Genomic DNA, 17,445 nt, shown 5'->3' with positions numbered 1-17,445 from the left:
GGCTGGCTAGAGCGAACCGTGCAGGGCTGCTGTGAGCTTGCCGAGGGTTTCGCGCAGCTGGTCAAGCTCGCTGGGCGTCAGGCCCGCCGCGGCAGCCAGCTGCTGGGGCACTCCGGAGGCCTTGCTGCTCAGGGCCCTCCCGGCGTCAGTAAGGTGCACGGCGACACGGCGTTCATCCTCTGCCGAGCGCCGCCGGTCCACGAGGGCCAGCGCTTCGAGCCGCTTGAGGAGGGGTGAGAGGGTTCCGGAGTCGAGCCCAAGCTCCTCTCCCAGTTCCCGCACACCGCGCGGCTCGTTTTCCCAGAGCACCAGCATGACGAGGTACTGCGGGTACGTCAGGCCCAGCTCCTCCAGGAGCGGGCGGTAGACGGCCGTGGCAGCCCGCGACGCGGAGTAGAGGGCAAAGCACACCTGGCGGTCAAGGCGGGGAGCATCGGGCATACCCTAACGGTAGCGGTCAATTCAATTGTGCACAACTTACCTATACAAACGAGAGCGCGAACTGGCAGCTAATGCCCTCAAAGGTGGGATTTGAGGGCATTACCTGCCGGTTCGCGCTCAGGTATGGGGCGTTCCGTGGTGGGGTATGCCGCGCCGCGCCTAGCCGGGCCGGGCCGGGCCGGGCCGGGCCGGGGTTAGAGGTCGCGGATGGTGCGGAGCGCTGCGGCCGTGAGGACCTGGATGCCGAAACCGAGGGCACGCTCGTCGAGGATGTAGTCGCCGCGGTGCAGGTCGTACTCCTCGCCGCCAGGGGTCTTGGTGCCGAGGCGCATCATGGCCCCGGGCAGCTCGGCGAGGAACCAGGCGAAATCCTCCCCGCCCATGGACTGCGGGGTCAGCACCACGGCGCCCTCCCCGATCTCGGCGCGCGCTGAGGCCTCGATCAGTGCTGTCTCATGCTCCGAGTTGACCACCGGAGGAACGCCCCGGGTGTGCTCCAGCCGCACGTCGACGCCGTACGGCGCAGCCACCTGGTGCACCACTTCATCCAGCAGTTCGCCGGCGCTGTGCCACGCATCGCGGTCCAGGCAGCGCATGGTCCCGGCCATGTACCCGGTGCCGGGGATCGCGTTGGGCGCCGAGCCCGCGGAGATGTGTCCCCACACCACCGAGACGCCGCTGCGGACATCCACGCGGCGGGACAGCACCGCCGGCACGTTCACGGCGATTTGCGCCAGCGCGAAAACGAGGTCCTCGGTCAGGTGCGGGCGAGAGGTGTGCCCGCCGCGGCCGGACAGTTCAATCCGAATGGTGTCCGACGCCGAGGTGATGGCGCCGATGCGCGTGCCGATCTTGCCCACCTCGATGCGCGGGTCGCAGTGCAGTGCCAGGATGCGGGGCACGCCCTCCAGGACGCCCTGCTCGATGCAGGAGTGCGCCCCGCCGGGCATGGTCTCCTCGGCCGGCTGGAAGATGATGCGCACGGTGCCGCCCAGCGGGGACTCCTGGTGCATGCGGTGCAGCACCAGGGCGATGCCCAGCATGGTGGTGGTGTGCACGTCGTGGCCGCAGGCGTGCGTGACGCCGTGGTTTTTCGAGGCGAACGGCAGTCCCGTTTCCTCGATGATCGGGAGCGCGTCGATGTCGCCGCGCAGCGCCGTGGCAATCGGGCCCTCGCCGATGTCCACGGTCAGGCCGGTACCCTCGAGCCGGCGGGGCTGGAGGCCGGCAGCCTCCAGCCGCTCGGCCAGCTTGTCAGTGGTCCGAAATTCCCTGAAGGACAGCTCGGGGTGCGCATGCAGGTCACGGCGAAAATCGATCAGTTCCGGCAGCAGGGGCTCGAGCCACGGCCCCACCAGGGCGGTGGGCTCAGCTTCAGTAGTGTAATTGCGCACACCTCAACTGTAGCGAGGCCGGAAAGATTAGCGGCATCGCCTTCTCCGCGTTACGTGTCCGCCATTTCCGCTTAACGCATTGGTTGAGGGCGCCTTAACGCATTATTGGAGGGCACAGCCGGATTATCGGCCGTGCCCTCCAACAAGAGGTGGGTTTGCTAGAGAACGTCGGTGTCGCCGCTGGCCTTGAGCGCGTCCACCGCCTGCTTCACTCGCTGGGAGTGCTGCTTGGTGGTCACCAGCAGCGCATCCGGGGTGTCCACAATGACGACGTCCTTGATGCCGATCAGTGCGATGACGCGTTTGGTGTCCGAGACCACCACGCCGCTGGCGTTTTCTGTGAAGACGCGGGCGCCCTCGCCAAGGACGGTCACCTCGTCCACTTCCTTGGCGCTGTTCAGCCGGCCCACGGAAGCGAAGTCACCGACGTCGTCCCAGCGGAACGATCCGGGCACGACGGCGACGTCCCCGGCCGCCGCGGCAGGCTCGGCGACCGCGTAGTCAATCGCGATCTTGGGCAGCGTAGGCCAGATCCGGGCCGTGACCTCGTCCCGCTGCGGGGTGTCCCAGGCCTGGGCAATTTCCTGGAGACCGGTGAACAGCTCGGGCTGGTTCGCTTCCAGGTGCTTGAGCATGAGGGAAACGGGCGCCACGAACATGCCGGCGTTCCAGACGTACTCGCCGCTGTCCACGTACTGCTGGGCGACGTCCTCGTCCGGCTTCTCCACGAACTCCACCACGGCCTGGGCGCTGGGCGCGCCTGGGATATGCAGTGAGTTTCCGGACCGGATGTAGCCGAAGCCCGTGGACGGGTGCGTCGGCTTGATGCCGATGGTCACGATCTTGCCGGCGGCGGCGGTGTGGATGGCCTCGCGCACTGCATCCTGGAAGAGCTCGTCCGGGCTGATCACGTGGTCCGCGGCGAAGGATCCCATGATGACGTCCGGATCCCGCTGGTGCAGGATGGCTGCGGCCAGGCCGATGGCGGCCCCGGAGTCCTTGGGTTCGCTCTCGAGCACGAGGTCGCCGTCCTGGACCTCGGGCAGCTGGGTGCACACGGCGTTCCGGTGCGCCACGCCAGTGACCACGAGGACACGGTTGCCGGCCAGCGGTTCAAGGCGGTCGTAGGTGGCACGCAGGAGCGTGCTGCCGGAACCGGTGAGGTCGTGAAGGAATTTGGGAGCTGCTGCACGTGACAGAGGCCAGAGGCGGGTCCCCACACCGCCTGCAGGAATCACAGCGATAAAACGGCTGAGAGGTGAATCCTGGCTTGTCACTTTGTCGTTACTCATCAAGGCCTACTTTAGCCGACGCACCTCATGACGGTCTTTCGCGGCCGGCCGGCAGGTGGATACAGTGGCAACAGATGTGGTCTTCGTCTCAAAATTGCCGAAAATCCGTACAGTACGTGGCGGGCAAGGAGCGCCTGAATTGAATAAGCTGTGAGCGAAGCCTAGATTTAGGCCTGAGCTACGAGTGCTCTCGCAGTAGGCGTTCCCCCCGCGTGGATCCCACGCCAGCGCCACTGTTTTGCAGGGAGGTTTATTCAGTGCCGACGAAACCAGCTGGCACCTTGTACCGCGGCCGTGAGGGCATGTGGTCTTGGGTTGGACACCGCATTACTGGTGTAGTGATCTTTTTCTTCTTGTTGGTCCATGTGCTGGACACCTCCCTGGTGAGGGTGTCGCCTGAGGCCTACACCGCAGTAATCGGTGCCTACAAGAACCCGCTGATGGCCCTGGGTGAAACGGGCCTCGTCGCAGCGATCGTGTTCCACGCCTTCAACGGCCTGCGGATCATCGCCGTCGACTTCTGGAAGAAGGGCGCCAAGTACCAGCGCCAGATGCTTTGGGTGGTGCTGGGCCTGTGGGTCGTCACCATGGTCGCCTTCGCCATCCGCCACCTGTCCCTCGCGCTCGGAGGTCACTAAGCCATGTCTGCAACTGAGATCCAGCCCCCGCGTAGCGGACAGATTGGCGGCAAGCCCGAGTCCGGCAAGATCGCCCCGAAGTACCGCCGCAACGGCACCTCGCGCGGCAACTTCGAAATGCTGGCCTGGCTGTTCATGCGCCTCTCCGGCGTGGTCCTGGTGGTGCTGATCTTCGGCCACCTCATCGTGAACCTCCTGGTGGGCGAAGGCATCCACGCCATCGACTTCGGCTTCGTTGCCGGCAAGTGGGCAGATCCGTTCTGGCAGTTCTGGGACCTGGCCATGCTGTGGCTCGCCATGCTGCACGGCACCAACGGCGTGCGCACCATCATCAACGACTACGCCGAGAAGGACTCCACCCGCTTCTGGCTCAAGATGGTCCTCTACGCAGCCTCCGCCGTGATCATCATCCTCGGCACCCTGGTGATTTTCACCTTCAACCCCTGCCCCGTAGTGGACGGCGTCCAGCTGCCCGGCGGCTTCTGCCCCGCGTAGCATCCCGTGGCGGCCCGCCATCCGTTGGCGGGCCGCAGTTTTGTGCGGAGACGGCTCAGGCCGCCCGCTGTCTTATTGCGAATTTTGAGAGAAAGAGCGTCTGGTATGCAGGTCCATAAGTACGACGTCGTCATCGTCGGTGCCGGTGGCGCCGGGATGCGCGCCGCGATCGAGTCCGGTCAGCGTGCGCGAACAGCAGTACTGACCAAGCTGTACCCCACCCGCTCCCACACGGGTGCGGCGCAGGGCGGCATGTGTGCAGCCCTGGCCAATGTCGAGGAAGACAACTGGGAATGGCACACCTTCGACACCATCAAGGGCGGCGACTACCTGGTTGACCAGGACGCCGCCGAGGTCATGGCCAAGGAGGCCATCGACGCGGTGCTGGACCTCGAGAAGATGGGCCTGCCGTTCAACCGCACGCCCGAGGGCCGCATCGACCAGCGCCGCTTCGGCGGCCACACCCGTGACCACGGCAAGGCTCCGGTGCGCCGCGCGTGCTACGCCGCCGACCGCACGGGCCACATGATCCTCCAGACCCTGTACCAAAACTGCGTCAAGCACAACGTTGAGTTCTACAACGAGTACTACGTCCTGGATCTCCTGACCGTCGAGGAAGACGCCGTGCGCGAGGACGGCACGCCGTTCAAGCAGAAGCGCGTGGCCGGCGTCGTATCCTACGACCTCGCCTCCGGCGAGCTGCACGTCTTCCAGGCCAAGTCCGTGGTGTTCGCCTCCGGCGGCGCCGGCAAGGTCTTCAAGACCACCTCGAACGCCCACACCCTGACCGGCGACGGCATGGGCATCGCGTTCCGCCGCGGCATCCCCCTGGAGGACATGGAGTTCTTCCAGTTCCACCCGACCGGCCTCGCCGGCCTGGGCATCCTCCTGTCCGAGGCCGCCCGCGGTGAAGGCGCCATCCTGCGCAACTCCGAGGGTGAGCGCTTCATGGAGCGCTACGCCCCCACCATTAAGGACCTCGCCCCGCGTGACATCGTGGCCCGCTCCATGGCCAACGAAGTCCGCGAAGGCCGCGGCTGCGGTCCGAACAAGGACTACGTGCTCCTTGACCTGACCCACCTTGAGCCCGCCCACATCGACGCCAAGCTGCCGGACATCACCGAGTTCGCCCGCACCTACCTCGGCGTGGAGCCCTACACGGAGCCGGTCCCCGTCTTCCCGACGGCCCACTACGCCATGGGCGGCATCCCGACGAACATCACCACCGAGGTCCTGCAGGACAACGACACTGTTGTTCCGGGCCTCTACGCCGCCGGCGAGGTGGCCTGCGTTTCCGTGCACGGCTCCAACCGCCTGGGCACCAACTCCCTGCTGGACATCAACGTGTTCGGCAAGCGCGCCGGCATCGCCGCCGCCGAATACGCCAAGACGGCCGACTTCGTGGAGCTGCCGGAGGACCCGGAAGCCTTCACCATCGGGCTGCTGGACGTGGCCCGCAACGCCAACGGCACCGAGAAGGTCTCCGCGATCCGCAAGGAACTGCAGGACACCATGGACGCCAACATGCAGGTGTTCCGCACGGCTGACACGCTCAACCAGGTCCTCAGGGACATCGAGTCCTTCGAGGAGCGCTACCAGCGCATCAACGTCCAGGACAAGGGCAAGCGCTTCAACCTTGACCTGCTTGAGGCCGTTGAGCTTGGGTTCCTGCTGGAACTGGCCAGGGTCATGACGGTTGCTGCCCTGCACCGTGAGGAATCCCGCGGCGGCCACTTCCGCGAGGACTTCCCGGACCGCGACGACGAAAAATTCATGAAGCACTCCATGGCGTACAAAGAAGACCACGCACCGGCCGACGGTTCCGCGGAGGAGGCAATCGCCGGTGTCCGGCTTGCCACCAAGCCGGTTGTCTTTACGCGCTACGAGCCGATGGTGAGGAAGTACTAATATGTCCGCTGAACTTGCTGAGCCAGCCTCCAAGATCGAACTTCCCGCCGGTGTTGGCGGCGGCGGGGAAATCCCGACGTTCGACATCACCCTGCGCGTCCGCCGTTACGACCCCGAGGTTTCCGCCGAGGCCCGCTGGGACGACTACAAGCTGACCATGTACGGCACGGACCGCGTGCTGGACGCCCTGCACAAGATCAAGTGGGAAATCGACGGCAGCGTCTCCTTCCGCCGTTCCTGCGCCCACGGCGTCTGCGGTTCCGATGCCATGCGCATCAACGGCCGCAACCGCCTCGCCTGCAAGACCCTGCTGAAGGACCTGGACACGTCCAAGCCCATCACCGTTGAGCCCATCAAGGGCCTGCCGGTGGAGAAGGACCTGATCGTGGACATGGAGCCGTTCTTCCAGTCCTTCCGCGAGGTCATGCCGTTCCTCATCAACAAGGGCCACGCGCCCACCAAGGAACGCCTGCAGTCCGCCGAGGACCGTGAGCGCTTCGACGACACCACCAAGTGCATCCTTTGCGCCGCGTGCACGTCGTCCTGCCCGGTGTTCTGGACCGACGGCCAGTACTTCGGCCCGGCAGCGATCGTGAACGCCCACCGGTTCATCTTCGACTCCCGTGACGACGCCGGCGACATGCGCCTGGAGATCCTCAACGACAAGGAAGGCGTGTGGCGCTGCCGCACCACCTTCAACTGCTCGGAGGCTTGCCCCCGCGGCATCCAGGTCACGCAGGCCATCGCAGAGGTCAAGCAGGCCATCCTGGCCCGCAAGATCTAAGGATTAAGCGCGGACGACGGCGTCGCTCACCACGTACGGTAAACGTACGGTGAGCGGCGCCGTCGTCGTTTACAGATACCTGGTGGTTTCGACAAGCTCAAACCACCGGGGAGGAAACAGATGCACCACTCCGAAAAAGTCTCGTTCGAAGGCACCACCGGCGAACAGCTCTCCGGCATCGTCGATGTCCCGGACGGCCCGGTCAAGGGCTGGGGCGTCTTTTCGCACGGCTTCACGCTGGGCAAGGACAGTCCCGCGGCATCCCGGATCTGCAAGGCGCTGGCGGACAGCGGGATCGGCATGCTCCGGTTCGACAACGTGGGCCTCGGCGGCTCAGCGGGCCAGTGGTCCGCCGGGTCGTTCAGCCACAAGGTGGCGGACACGGTCCGGGCTGCGGAGTACATGCGGGCCGAGGGCCGGGCCATCTCCCTGCTGGTGGGGCATTCCTTCGGCGGCGCCGCCGTCCTGGCGGCCGCGTCCGAGATCCCGGAACTCGATGCGGTCGCCACTGTCGGGGCGCCTTTCTCCCCCAAGCATGTGGCCCACGTCTTCGATGCGGCGCTCGACAAGATCCTCAGCGAAGGCAGCGCCGAGGTGGACCTGGGCGGCAAGCGCGTGGAGATCCGCCGGCATTTCGTGGAGGACCTCGAGAACGCCGACCTCACGGACTGCATCAAGCGGCTGCACAAGCCCCTGATGGTCCTGCACTCCCCCACAGACAACACCGTGGGCATCGAGAACGCCAGCACCATCTTCCAGACCGCCCGCCATCCGCGGAACTTTGTCTCGCTGGAGGGCAGCGACCACCTGCTGACCGGCAAGGGGCAGGCGGCGCGGGCAGCGAAGATTATCGCGGCGTGGGCCGACCAGTACCTCGACGCCGGACACTGACGCCCACGGGGCGCGGGTGCTCGGCGGGCTGGCGCCCTTCCACGGGCGTCTTTCCGGGCTGCACCTGGCGTGACCCCCAGCCTGCGGTCTTGGCTGCCGGAGCCGCCTTCAGGTCCCCCTCTCGGATGGCTGACCAGGACGCGGACACGAGGTAAACCTGGCTGACCAGGTTGAACCAGATCAGCAGCCCGATGATGATCGCGAACGGCGCCAGGATGGGGTTGCGTCCGGCGCCGGCCAGCAGTTCGGTGCTGAAGACCTGCAGGACCGTGGTGCCCACACCGGCGAGGATGGTTCCTTCCAGCAGTGCCTGCCTGGAAAGTTTGAGGCCGCCGGCGAGCCGGAACATGATCAGCGCCGTGATCCAGTTCAGGACCAGCGGCACGGCGATCTTGATCAGCGCCGCCACCGGACCGGCCACGGCCGGGTCCAGGCGGAGCTGCTCCATCGCCCAGCCCGCCGCGGTGCCGAACACGAGGGACGCGCCCGAGCTGATGACCAGGGCGACGCCGAGCAGCAGCAAGGTGCCGGCGTCGTGCAGTTTGAGGACCACGGGATTGAGTTTGAGCGGGCCCAGCATCATGACGCCGCGAAGCCCCTCCCGCAGGCCGGCGATCCAGCCCAGGGACGTAATGACGGTGACGGCGGCGGCGATCACTGCCGTCCAGCCAAGACCGTCCGGGTTCAGCAGGTCCTTGGGGTCCACCAGCCCGTCGCCGCCGTCGACCTTCAGCAGGCCCGGGGCACTTGCGGCCACGCTGGCAACGATCCGGTCCAGGAGCGCGGGCTGGCCGCGGAGCGCCAGGCCCGCGATGGAGAATCCGGTGGCCAGCAGGCCGGTGATGGAGAAGAACATGTTGAAGCCGGTGCCCGCGCTCATCAGGGGGCCGTGCTGCCGCGTGTAGTGCTGCCAGGCCCGCATCGGGCGGAAGGCGTTCAGCCTGGCCTGCAGCCACTGGACCAGGGCCATGAGCTGGGGAAACGCCCCCTGGCCGGACCTGCGGACCTTGCCCCACTCCACCTGCTTGCGGATGACCTCAAGCTTGAGCTGCGCACGCTCAGTGGGGAGCGGTGGCTCCGTCGGCGTTTGGTGCCCGGAGGGCGTCCCGTTCATCGTCTGGTTCGGTACCAAAGTCAAGCTCTTCCCGTAGCTGCCAAATACCGTCGGTGTCGTGCTCGTAAAGTCCCATGCTAACCACCGGGAAAGTGGCCCTGTAGTCTTTCAGCACCGTTTCGGCCTCATCGAGGCTTTCGGGCGCGACGTCGTGGGCAATGGTCACATGGGGGTGGTAGGCAAAGGGCAGCTCACGTGCGAGCGGTCCGGTCTGGAGCTTTTCGTGCAGGTTGACGCATTCCTGGAAGCCGTCCTCCACGTTGATGAACACCACCGGGGAAACGGGCCGGAAGGACCCGGTTCCGCAGATGGTCACCATGAACGGCGCCTGCGTCCGGGCCACATCCCGCACGTGGTCGCGGGCCGCTTTCCAGTCGTGCGTGGGTGTGGTGGTCACAAGGGTGATGTGCGCCGGAATGACGGTGGCCATGGGGTCCCCGAAAGATGCCCGCCACCGCTGCAGCTCCTCGGCGATTTCAGGCGGGAAGCCCAGAATGACCCCGAGGCTCATTCCGTTGCTGACTCCGCTGTTGGCGGGCATGGGGGCCGGCATCTCGCTAGCGGGCTCCGGCATATGGCAGGAAGCCGGTCTTGGCATAGACGTCCGCGAGGGTGGCGGAGGCGATGGCGCGGGCCTTGTCGGCGCCGTGGGCCAGCAGGCGGTCCAGCTCGGCAGGGTCGGCCAGCAGTTCGTTCGCGCGGTCACGGATGGGGGTCAGGCGCTCCGTCACCACCTCGGCGAGGTCCACCTTGAGGTGGCCGTACATCTTGCCCTGGTAGTCGCCAACGAGTGCATCCACAGACCGGCCCGTTATGGCCGAGTAGATGGTCAGCAGGTTCGAGACCCCGGGCTTGGTTTCCCGCTCGAACCGGATTTCCGTCTCCGTGTCCGTGACCGCCGACTTGATCCGCTTGGCGATGACCTTCGGATCATCCAGCAGGTTGATCAGCCCTGCCGGGGACTCCGCCGACTTGGACATCTTGGCGGTGGGGTTCTGCAGATCGTAGATCTTCGCGGATTCCAGCTGGATGAAGGGCTTGGGCACGGTGAAGGTCTCGCCGAAGCGGGAGTTGAACCGGGTGGCGAGGTCGCGGCTGAGCTCGACGTGCTGGCGCTGGTCCTCGCCCACCGGAACGCCGTGGGGCTGGTACAGCAGGATGTCCGCGGCCTGCAGGATGGGGTAGGTGAACAAGCCCACGCTGGCCTGGTCCGAGCCCTGCTTCTGCGCCTTGTCCTTGAACTGTGTCATGCGGGACGCTTCGCCGAAACCCGTGATGCAGTTCAGGACCCAGGCCAGCTGGGCGTGTTCGGGAACCTGGGACTGGACGAACAGGGTGCACTTGTCCACGTCCACGCCGCCGGCGATGTACTGCGCCGCCGTGACCCGCGTCCGGCGTGCCAGCTCGGCGGGGTCCTGGGGAACGGTGATCGCGTGCAGGTCGGGGATGAAGAAGATGGCGTCGTACTCATCCTGCATCCGCACCCAGTTCACGAGGGCGCCGAGGTAGTTGCCAAGGTGCAGCGAGTCGGCCGAGGGCTGCATGCCGGACAGGATGCGGTGCCGGATCCCGGCAGCCGGCTGGGTGCCGTTTGCTGCTTCGGGCTGCGCAGCTGCGGCGTCGGTCACGGTGGAAGTGGAGGTCATTCGTAGGAGCCTTTGGAACTAGAGCCGGTAGTCCACTACCAGCGGGGCATGGTCAGAGAAGCGGGTGTCCCACGAGGGCGCCCGGTCCACGACGGCCGAAACTGCTGCGGCCGCGAGGGCGGGGGTGGCCAGGTGGTAGTCGATGCGCCAGCCGGTGTCGTTGTCGAAGGCCTGGCCGCGCTGCGACCACCAGGTGTAGGGGCCGTTGACGTTGCCCGCCAGGCCCCTGTGAACATCCTTCCAGCCGATCTCCTCACCGAAGAAGCGGTCAAAGTAGGCACGCTCCTCAGGCAGGAAGCCGGCACGTTTGACGTTGCCCTTCCAGTTCTTGATGTCCAGCTCGGTGTGGCCGACGTTCAGGTCGCCGGTGACCAGGGCGTGGTCGCTGTGCTTGGTGAGCTCGGGCAGACGCGTGCTCATGAGATCCAGGAAGCGGTATTTGTCCTCCTGCTTGGGGGTTCCGGCCTCGCCGGAGTGCACGTAGGCGCTCACGACCGTAAGCTGGGACGCGTTGCCCTCGGCGTCACGGACCCGGAAGTCCGCCTCCACCCAGCGGCCGGCCGTGGCGAAGTAATCATCGCCGATGTGGTCGCGGGTGACGAGAGGCTCCTCGCGGGAGGCGATGGCCACGCCGGCGCGGCCCTTGGCCTCGGCTTCGGCATGCAGGATGTGCCACCCTTCACCGATGAGCTGGCGGACGATGGCGTCAGGGGCCCGGACTTCCTGCAGCGTCAGGATGTCCACTTCGCGGGTCGCAAGCCACTCCGACATGCCTTTTTTGTAGGCAGCACGGAGGCCGTTGACGTTGACTGTTGCGATGCGAAGGTGGTCCTTCTTCAATGCCGAGCTCACCCGTTCCACTCTAGTCGATGATGGTTCCGGTCACGGGCTCGCCGGAGCCGCCGGACGACTTGATCATGTCACGTGCGTTGGTGGCGGTGATTTCGATGGTCTCCAGGGCGCGGCGGATGGTGTCCTGGTCCGCGGCTGCGCCCTTGGCCCGCTCCTGCTCCACCACGCGCACCTGCACCTGCACGATCTTGAAGGAATGGTCCAGCTTCATGTCCCGGATCTCCTCGGCCTCGCCGCGTTCGCGGACCAGGCGGGTTCCGCCGTGGTCGGCCGAAACGGTGGAGGGCGCGCGGCCCGCGGCGGCGTTGAACGCGTTGTGCGCCTCGTTGATCTTTGCCCCGGCCTTCTTGGCCGCCCGCTGGATGCTGAAGACCACGAAGGATGCCAGCGCCAGCCAGAACAGCGCGATGACCGCAACAACCCAGCCGACCACGTCGTTCTGGTTGGCGGCGAAGATCACTGCCACCAGGAAGGCGGTGATCAGGACCAGCAGGCCCGGACCGCTGATGCGGAACATGGAAAATCCGCCCCGGCCCGGGGTGGATGACGACTTGGAGCTGCCCAGAGATTGCATGAACCTATTCTCTCAAACCCCCGGACCGCCCCAGGACGCTTCCACCGGCGGCGAACGCCCGCCTACTTCAGGAACAGGCTCCGCAGCCTGCCGGTGGTGAGCATGAGGCCGAGCACGATCATCACCAGGTAGTAGCCCACGTGGACGGCCGTCGCCGGGGTGAAGGAGGCCGCGCTGATCTGCCGCAGCAGCTCCACGCCGTGCCACAGCGGCATGGCCTGGATCAGCCACTGGATGTACTCGGGGTAGACGCTCAGCGGATAGAAGGTGGCGCTGAACAGGAACATCGGCAGCATGATGAAGTTCACCCAGTCCATCTGCTGGAAGGTCTTCATGAAGCTCGTGATGCCCATGCCGAAGCTGGCGAACCCGAACGCGATCAGCACCGAGGCCGGAATCATCAGCAGCGCCCACGGGGTGGTGATCAGGCCCATCAGCCCCATGACCGCCGTGAACCCGGTGGCGTACAGCAGGCCGCGCAGCAGGGCCAGGAAGATTTCACCGATGGCCACATCCATGGGCCCGAGCGACGTGTACAGCATCCCCTGGTAGAGCTTGGCGAAGTTCATCTTGAAGAAGACATTCCAGGTGGAGTCGTACACCGCCCCGTTCATGGCCGAGACCGCAAGGAGCGCCGGTGCGATGTACGCCGCGTAGCTGATCTCCTGGCCGCCCGGCCCGGCCACGGACCCCACCACGGCACCCATCCCGACGCCCATGGAAATCAGGAACAGCACCGGCTCGAAGAACCCGGACAGCATGACCATCCAGTTGCTGCTCTTGGTGGCCATCAGCCCGCGCCCGATCACCGCCCGGGCGTTGCGCGAGTACAGGGGGCCGAAGCGCCGGTTCCGGGCTTCGTCCGTGACGGCGTGGCCCTGGGTCAGGACTGTCACTGCCCCATCCTCCTGACGAATTGGCGTTTGGTGAGCACCCAGCCGAACCAGGCGAGGGCCAGCAGGAACACGACATGGATGATGGTCAGCACCGGGGATTCCTCGTAGCCGAAGGTCATCACCCGGCCCAGCTCCGTGCCGTGCCAGATGGGCGAGATCCAGCCAATCCAGCGGACCAGCACGGGCAGTGTGTCCAGCGGGAAGAACGTGCCGGAGAACAGGAACAGCGGCATGACGATGAACCGCATCACCATGGCGAACTGGCCCTTGTCCTCCTTGATGGATGCGGCGTACGCCATGAGCGGCAGGCCAAACGAGAGCCCGGCGAGGGTTGCCACCAGCACGGAGCCCCAGCCCCAGCCACTGGGGGATGCGCCAAACAGTGCCACGATCACGAAGTAGATGACGGACTGCAGCAGGAACCGCAAGGTCACGGCGATGATCTGCCCCGCCGCGATCTGCTCAGGCGTCAACGGGGAGGCGTGCGGCCCGTAGTAAACCCGTCGCCATTTGAAGCCGTCCATCACAGGGAACGTGAATTCGGTGCCGGCGGTCATGACCGCGGCAGAGACGAGCAGGGCCGGCGCGATGAAGGCGATGTAGCTGACGCCGCCGAATGCGGAGACAGCGTTGGTGTCCACCAGTGTGGCCAGGCCGACGCCCATCGCGAACAGGTACGCGGCGGGCTGGCCCACGCTGTACAGGAAGATGGACCAGCCGTACCCCTTCATGACGCGGAGCACCTGCTCGGCGTAGTAGAAAGCGCCCCAGCGCCGCGCCCTGGCGGCCGACATCTCGGGAGGGTGCGCCCGTAGGGTGCGTCCCGCCGTCGGGCTTTCCGCTGAAACGGCGGTGGCCGCCCCGTCGGCCGGCATAGCAGGCGACGGCTCAGTCAACGAGGCTCCTGCCGGTGAGCCGGAGAAACACGTCCTCCAGCGAGGACCTGCGCACCAGCGACGTCAGCGGCCGCAGCCCGCGACCGCGGACTTCCTCCAGCGCCGCCTCGCCGTCGTGCGTGTAGATGAGCACCCGGTCCGGGAGCGTTTCCAGGCGTTCGCCGATGCCCTCGAGCTCGGCCCCGATGCTGGCGTTGCGCTCCGACCCGAACCGCAGCTCCAGGACCTCGCGGGTGGAGTAGTCCCGGATGAGCGCGGCCGGCGATCCCTCCGCCATGATCCGGCCCTTGTCCACCACGATCAGCCGGTCGCAAAGCTGCTCGGCCTCGTCCATGTAGTGAGTGGTGAGGATCAGCGTGACGCCCTGCTCCTTGAGGCGGAACAGCCGGTCCCAGAGGATGTGCCGCGCCTGCGGGTCCAGGCCGGTGGTGGGCTCATCGAGCAGCAGGATGCGGGGTTCGTTGATGAGCGAGCGCGCGATGGTGAGGCGGCGCTTCATGCCGCCGGACAAGGCGTCCACCTTGGACTTGGCCTTGTCCGTCAGCTGTGCGAACTCGAGCAGCTCGTCGGCCTTGGGCCTGAGGTAGCTCATGGGCAGGCCGAAGTAGCGGCCGTAGACCAGCAGGTTGTCCCGGACCTTGAGTTCCTCGTCCAGGTTGTCCTGCTGCGGCACCACGCCCAGATGCGCCCGCACCTCGGGACCGTTCTGCTCAGGATCCAGCCCCATGATGGTCAGGTTCCCGGACGTCCGCTGGGACACTCCGCCGATCATTTTCATGGTGGTGGACTTGCCCGCGCCGTTCGGCCCGAGCAGCCCGAAGGACTCCCCCGCGGGAACGCTGAAGGAAATGCCGTCGACGGCGATGACGTCGCCGTAGGTCTTGGTCAGGTTCTCTGCGGTAATCACGTACTGCGGCGCGGCGGGCTCTTGATGTTTCGCGGGCCCTGTCTCGTGAGCGGGCACAGGCTTCTTGGACGTTCCTTCAGCGGAATGGAGTTCGGGCACCCCATCACGCTAGTACGCGGCGCGGGCCAAAGGAATAGCTAAATCTCAAAAACCCGAAGAGCAACGTGGGCCCACGCCAGCCGGGTTCCCTGGCCGAGCTTGCGAGGGAAGGGGGGCGGGTGGGGAGGGTCAGATGTCGCCCAATGCGGACCCCTTATTGGGCGACATCTGACCTCCCCCCGTCCGCCCCCTTGCGGGAGGCGCTACCTGCGGTTCCCCCGCGAGTCCCCCCGCAGGACCTCCAGCCGCTGCCGGTATTCGGTCTCATCAATTTCGCCGCGTGCGTAGCGCTCGCGCAGGACGCTTTCGCCGCCCCGGGCGGTGGCCCACTCGTGGTTCCTGCGCCAGGTGCGCCGGGCGAAGAAGATGAACAGTCCGATCACCAGGATCCAGAACAGCGGGAACAGCAGGAACCATGGCGAGAATCCTGTGCCCCACGGGCCGTGGGTGGCGGGATCGGCCAGCAGTTGCGCGGACTGGACCGCGAAGGCGGTGGCTAGGGATGAAGTCATGTCGTGCTCCCAAATTCTCGGTACGGGCCGTCTTTCGGCTCTGGTTCGAGTCTGGCCGTCCGACGCCGGCGGGTCGTCCGACGCCGGGAGTCACCTTGGGTGCCCCGCGTACTCCGTCGGGAGTCCGGTGCCTGCTGCCTCAGCCGGCCCAGCCGGGCCGGACGAGCCCCGACTCGTAGGCCAGCACCACCAGCTGCGCCCGGTCCCGGACCAGCAGCTTGGTCATGATGCGTGAGACATGCGTCTTGGCCGTAAGCGGCGTGATCACCAGCCGCTCCGCGATCTCGGCGTTGTTCAGGCCCTCGCCCACGAGCCGCAGGACTTCGCGCTCCCGCTCGGTGATGTTCGCCAGCGACGCCGGAGCCGCCGTCGCCCGGGACTGCACCGCCAGCTGGGCCATGATGCGCCGGGTGACCGACGGCGAGAGCAGGGCGTCTCCGTCGTAAACCACGCGGACGGCCCGGAGCAGTTCCTCGGGTTCGGTGTCCTTCACCAGGAACCCTGCCGCCCCGGCCCGCACCGCCTCCGCGATGTATTCGTCCAGTTCGAAGGTGGTGAGGATAATGATGCGCGTGCCGGCCAGGCCCCGGTCCGCCATGATTCTCCGGGTGGCCTCCAGCCCGTCCGTCTCGGGCATGCGGATGTCCATGAGAACGACGTCGGGACGCTCCCGGGCGGCGAGGCGGACGGCGTCGCGGCCGGTGCCGCACTCTGCCACCACCTCCATGTCCGGTTCGGCGTTCAGGAGGGCCCGGAACCCGGCGCGGATGAGGTTCTGGTCATCGGCCAGCAGGATGCGGATCACGGCGTCTCCCCTCCAGGCCGCGGAAAGGCTTCGGGCAGCGGCCCCGCCACCGGCATCACGGCGCGGACCCGCCAGCCGCGGTGCGGCGGAGCGAGGTTCAGCGGCGCCACGTGCAGCGAGCCGCCCACGGCGGCCGCCCTCTCCCGCATCCCCGTCACCCCGTTGCCCTCCGGCACTCCGGTGGCGCCGGCGCCGTCGTCGTCAACGGTCACGGTGAGCTGCCCTCCCGGGTTTCCCCCCGGCGTCGTGCCCTCCAGGGCAAGCACGACGGCGGCCTTCCGCGCTCCGGAATGCCGCACAACGTTGGTCAGGGCCTCCTGGATGATGCGGTATGCAGCTTCCTGGACGGCATCCGGAAGCTGCTGCACGTCGGCGGGCTCCGGCTGGGTCAGGCTGACCTCGAGCCCCGCGCGGCGGGCGTCGTCGGCGAGCCCTGGAATACGGTCCAGCCGGGGCGGCGGGGCGGGACTCAGCGGGGCGTCCTCGCGGAGCACGCCCAGGAGCTGGCGGACCTCGGCGAGCGAATCTTTGCTCGCGGCCTTGATGGCTTCCAGCGCGGGGCGGAACTGGGCGGGGTCCTTCTCCCCGAGATGCAGCGCAACCGAGGCACGGACGTTGATGAGCGACAGGGAATGGGCAACGACGTCGTGGATGTCCCGGGCGAGTGCCAGCCGGTACTCGTCGCGGGCGGCCTGTTCGCGGGCCTCGTGCTGGCGGCGCCGTTCCGCCACCCGTTCGGTGCGCAGCCGCACCCCCTCCCCCAGCAGCACAAGAATGGCCAGCCATGAGGTGCCGGCAAACGCCCGGATCAGGGCGAACTCGTCGCCGCCGGCTGCCGCGCCCGCCACCAGGACGGCTGCGCACGCCCCGGCCACGGCCCAGGTCTGCCAGCGCTTCCCGGCAGCGGCGGAAAACACGATCGCCAGCGCCAGGGACAGGAACACCGGACCCCACGCGTAGCCGAGCCCCAGATACGCCGCCACGGACGTCGCCGCGGCCGGAAGCATCACCAGCGGGGCACGGCGCCGCAGCGACAGGGAGGCCGGTCCGGCCAGCAGCAGGACGAACGCGAGGGCATCCAGCGGTCGGTAGTCCGGCTGCCGCGCGGAGGCGAAGACGGTGCCCACCACCTCGAAGACGGCCGCGGCCACCACGATGGCTGCTGTGGGCGGTCCCCGGAAACGGCGCTGCATAGGTCCGAGCCTAGCCGGGAAGGCCCGGACCGTCGTCGGCTTAACGGCGTAGGGCGCCTACTCCCGGAGGAGTAAGCGCCTTACGCGCTCCCTAACCTTGCAAGCTCG

At 66.9% G+C, this 17,445-nt stretch carries 19 protein-coding genes; 5 read left to right on the top strand and 14 right to left on the bottom strand.

All coding sequences use genetic code 11. The features are described from left to right. Positions 1–6: 6 nt before the first annotated feature. The 3 genes from ACHMXB_RS02020 to ACHMXB_RS02010 form a co-directional block, all read right to left on the bottom strand. Complete coding sequence (locus ACHMXB_RS02020) at positions 7–441, bottom strand: MarR family winged helix-turn-helix transcriptional regulator (RefSeq protein WP_395402340.1); 435 nt, start codon at positions 439–441, stop codon at positions 7–9. A gap of 194 nt (positions 442–635) precedes the next feature. Beyond that, positions 636–1,835 (bottom strand): amidohydrolase, encoded by a 1,200-nt coding sequence (locus tag ACHMXB_RS02015; protein ID WP_102970631.1) that lies wholly within the window; start codon positions 1,833–1,835, stop codon positions 636–638. Positions 1,836–1,993: 158 nt separating this feature from the next. Next, entirely contained in the window at positions 1,994–3,127 is a 1,134-nt protein-coding gene (locus ACHMXB_RS02010; RefSeq protein ID WP_111904070.1) for a mannose-1-phosphate guanylyltransferase, read from the bottom strand. Between the two features lie 257 nt (positions 3,128–3,384). Here ACHMXB_RS02010 and sdhC point away from each other — a divergent pair, with 257 nt between their 5' ends. The 5 genes from sdhC to ACHMXB_RS01985 all read left to right on the top strand — a co-directional run bounded on the left by sdhC (position 3,385) and on the right by ACHMXB_RS01985 (position 7,843). Beyond that, entirely contained in the window at positions 3,385–3,765 is a 381-nt protein-coding gene (gene sdhC, locus ACHMXB_RS02005; protein ID WP_076798412.1) for a succinate dehydrogenase, cytochrome b556 subunit, read from the top strand. A gap of 3 nt (positions 3,766–3,768) precedes the next feature. Then, entirely contained in the window at positions 3,769–4,260 is a 492-nt protein-coding gene (locus ACHMXB_RS02000; RefSeq protein WP_395402336.1) for a succinate dehydrogenase hydrophobic membrane anchor subunit, read from the top strand. Between the two features lie 105 nt (positions 4,261–4,365). Continuing rightward, positions 4,366–6,168, top strand: coding sequence for a succinate dehydrogenase flavoprotein subunit (gene sdhA, locus ACHMXB_RS01995; protein ID WP_395402334.1), 1,803 nt, complete (start codon positions 4,366–4,368; stop codon positions 6,166–6,168). A 1-nt stretch (position 6,169) separates the two neighbouring features. Beyond that, complete coding sequence (locus tag ACHMXB_RS01990; protein WP_111904067.1) at positions 6,170–6,952, top strand: succinate dehydrogenase iron-sulfur subunit; 783 nt, start codon at positions 6,170–6,172, stop codon at positions 6,950–6,952. 120 nt (positions 6,953–7,072) lie between these two features. After that, complete coding sequence (locus tag ACHMXB_RS01985; protein ID WP_395402332.1) at positions 7,073–7,843, top strand: alpha/beta hydrolase family protein; 771 nt, start codon at positions 7,073–7,075, stop codon at positions 7,841–7,843. Here the strand turns inward: ACHMXB_RS01985 and ACHMXB_RS01980 are convergent. From ACHMXB_RS01980 to ACHMXB_RS01930, 11 genes are all read right to left on the bottom strand, one after another. Then, complete coding sequence (locus ACHMXB_RS01980) at positions 7,800–8,864, bottom strand: YihY/virulence factor BrkB family protein (RefSeq protein ID WP_395405067.1); 1,065 nt, start codon at positions 8,862–8,864, stop codon at positions 7,800–7,802. The two genes, ACHMXB_RS01985 and ACHMXB_RS01980, sit on opposite strands and share 44 nt — an antisense overlap. Before the next feature lie 37 nt (positions 8,865–8,901). After that, a complete protein-coding gene (locus ACHMXB_RS01975; protein WP_395402330.1) occupies positions 8,902–9,498 on the bottom strand; it encodes a 2'-5' RNA ligase family protein in 597 nt (198 codons plus the stop codon). A 16-nt stretch (positions 9,499–9,514) separates the two neighbouring features. Beyond that, positions 9,515–10,603, bottom strand: a complete 1,089-nt coding sequence (gene trpS, locus ACHMXB_RS01970; RefSeq protein WP_111904062.1) for a tryptophan--tRNA ligase — start codon at positions 10,601–10,603, stop codon at positions 9,515–9,517. Between the two features lie 18 nt (positions 10,604–10,621). After that, positions 10,622–11,455, bottom strand: coding sequence for an exodeoxyribonuclease III (locus tag ACHMXB_RS01965; RefSeq protein ID WP_190606535.1), 834 nt, complete (start codon positions 11,453–11,455; stop codon positions 10,622–10,624). Positions 11,456–11,465: 10 nt separating this feature from the next. Further along, positions 11,466–12,029 (bottom strand): hypothetical protein, encoded by a 564-nt coding sequence (locus ACHMXB_RS01960; protein WP_395402327.1) that lies wholly within the window; start codon positions 12,027–12,029, stop codon positions 11,466–11,468. A 62-nt stretch (positions 12,030–12,091) separates the two neighbouring features. Continuing rightward, positions 12,092–12,925 (bottom strand): ABC transporter permease, encoded by an 834-nt coding sequence (locus tag ACHMXB_RS01955; protein ID WP_395402325.1) that lies wholly within the window; start codon positions 12,923–12,925, stop codon positions 12,092–12,094. Continuing rightward, positions 12,922–13,719: an ABC transporter permease gene (locus ACHMXB_RS01950; RefSeq protein WP_395405065.1), complete on the bottom strand. Its 798-nt coding sequence runs from the start codon at positions 13,717–13,719 to the stop codon at positions 12,922–12,924. The genes ACHMXB_RS01955 and ACHMXB_RS01950 overlap by 4 nt, the downstream gene beginning before the upstream one ends. A gap of 94 nt (positions 13,720–13,813) precedes the next feature. Then, positions 13,814–14,785, bottom strand: a complete 972-nt coding sequence (locus ACHMXB_RS01945) for an ABC transporter ATP-binding protein (protein ID WP_395405063.1) — start codon at positions 14,783–14,785, stop codon at positions 13,814–13,816. Between the two features lie 245 nt (positions 14,786–15,030). Further along, the gene (locus ACHMXB_RS01940; protein ID WP_395402323.1) at positions 15,031–15,339 is read right to left on the bottom strand and encodes an SHOCT domain-containing protein; all 309 of its coding nucleotides are present in this window, start codon (positions 15,337–15,339) and stop codon (positions 15,031–15,033) included. A gap of 139 nt (positions 15,340–15,478) precedes the next feature. Next, positions 15,479–16,144: a response regulator gene (locus ACHMXB_RS01935; protein WP_395402321.1), complete on the bottom strand. Its 666-nt coding sequence runs from the start codon at positions 16,142–16,144 to the stop codon at positions 15,479–15,481. Then, positions 16,141–17,337, bottom strand: coding sequence for a sensor histidine kinase (locus tag ACHMXB_RS01930; RefSeq protein WP_395402319.1), 1,197 nt, complete (start codon positions 17,335–17,337; stop codon positions 16,141–16,143). Before ACHMXB_RS01930 ends, ACHMXB_RS01935 begins: the two co-directional genes overlap by 4 nt. Between the last annotated feature and the right edge of the window lie 108 nt (positions 17,338–17,445).

This window comes from Arthrobacter sp. UC242_113, assembly GCF_044054585.1.
GTDB lineage: Bacteria > Actinomycetota > Actinomycetes > Actinomycetales > Micrococcaceae > Arthrobacter.
Note: the sequence above shows the minus strand (reverse complement) of the source record. Positions and strands in the feature narration are given on the sequence as shown.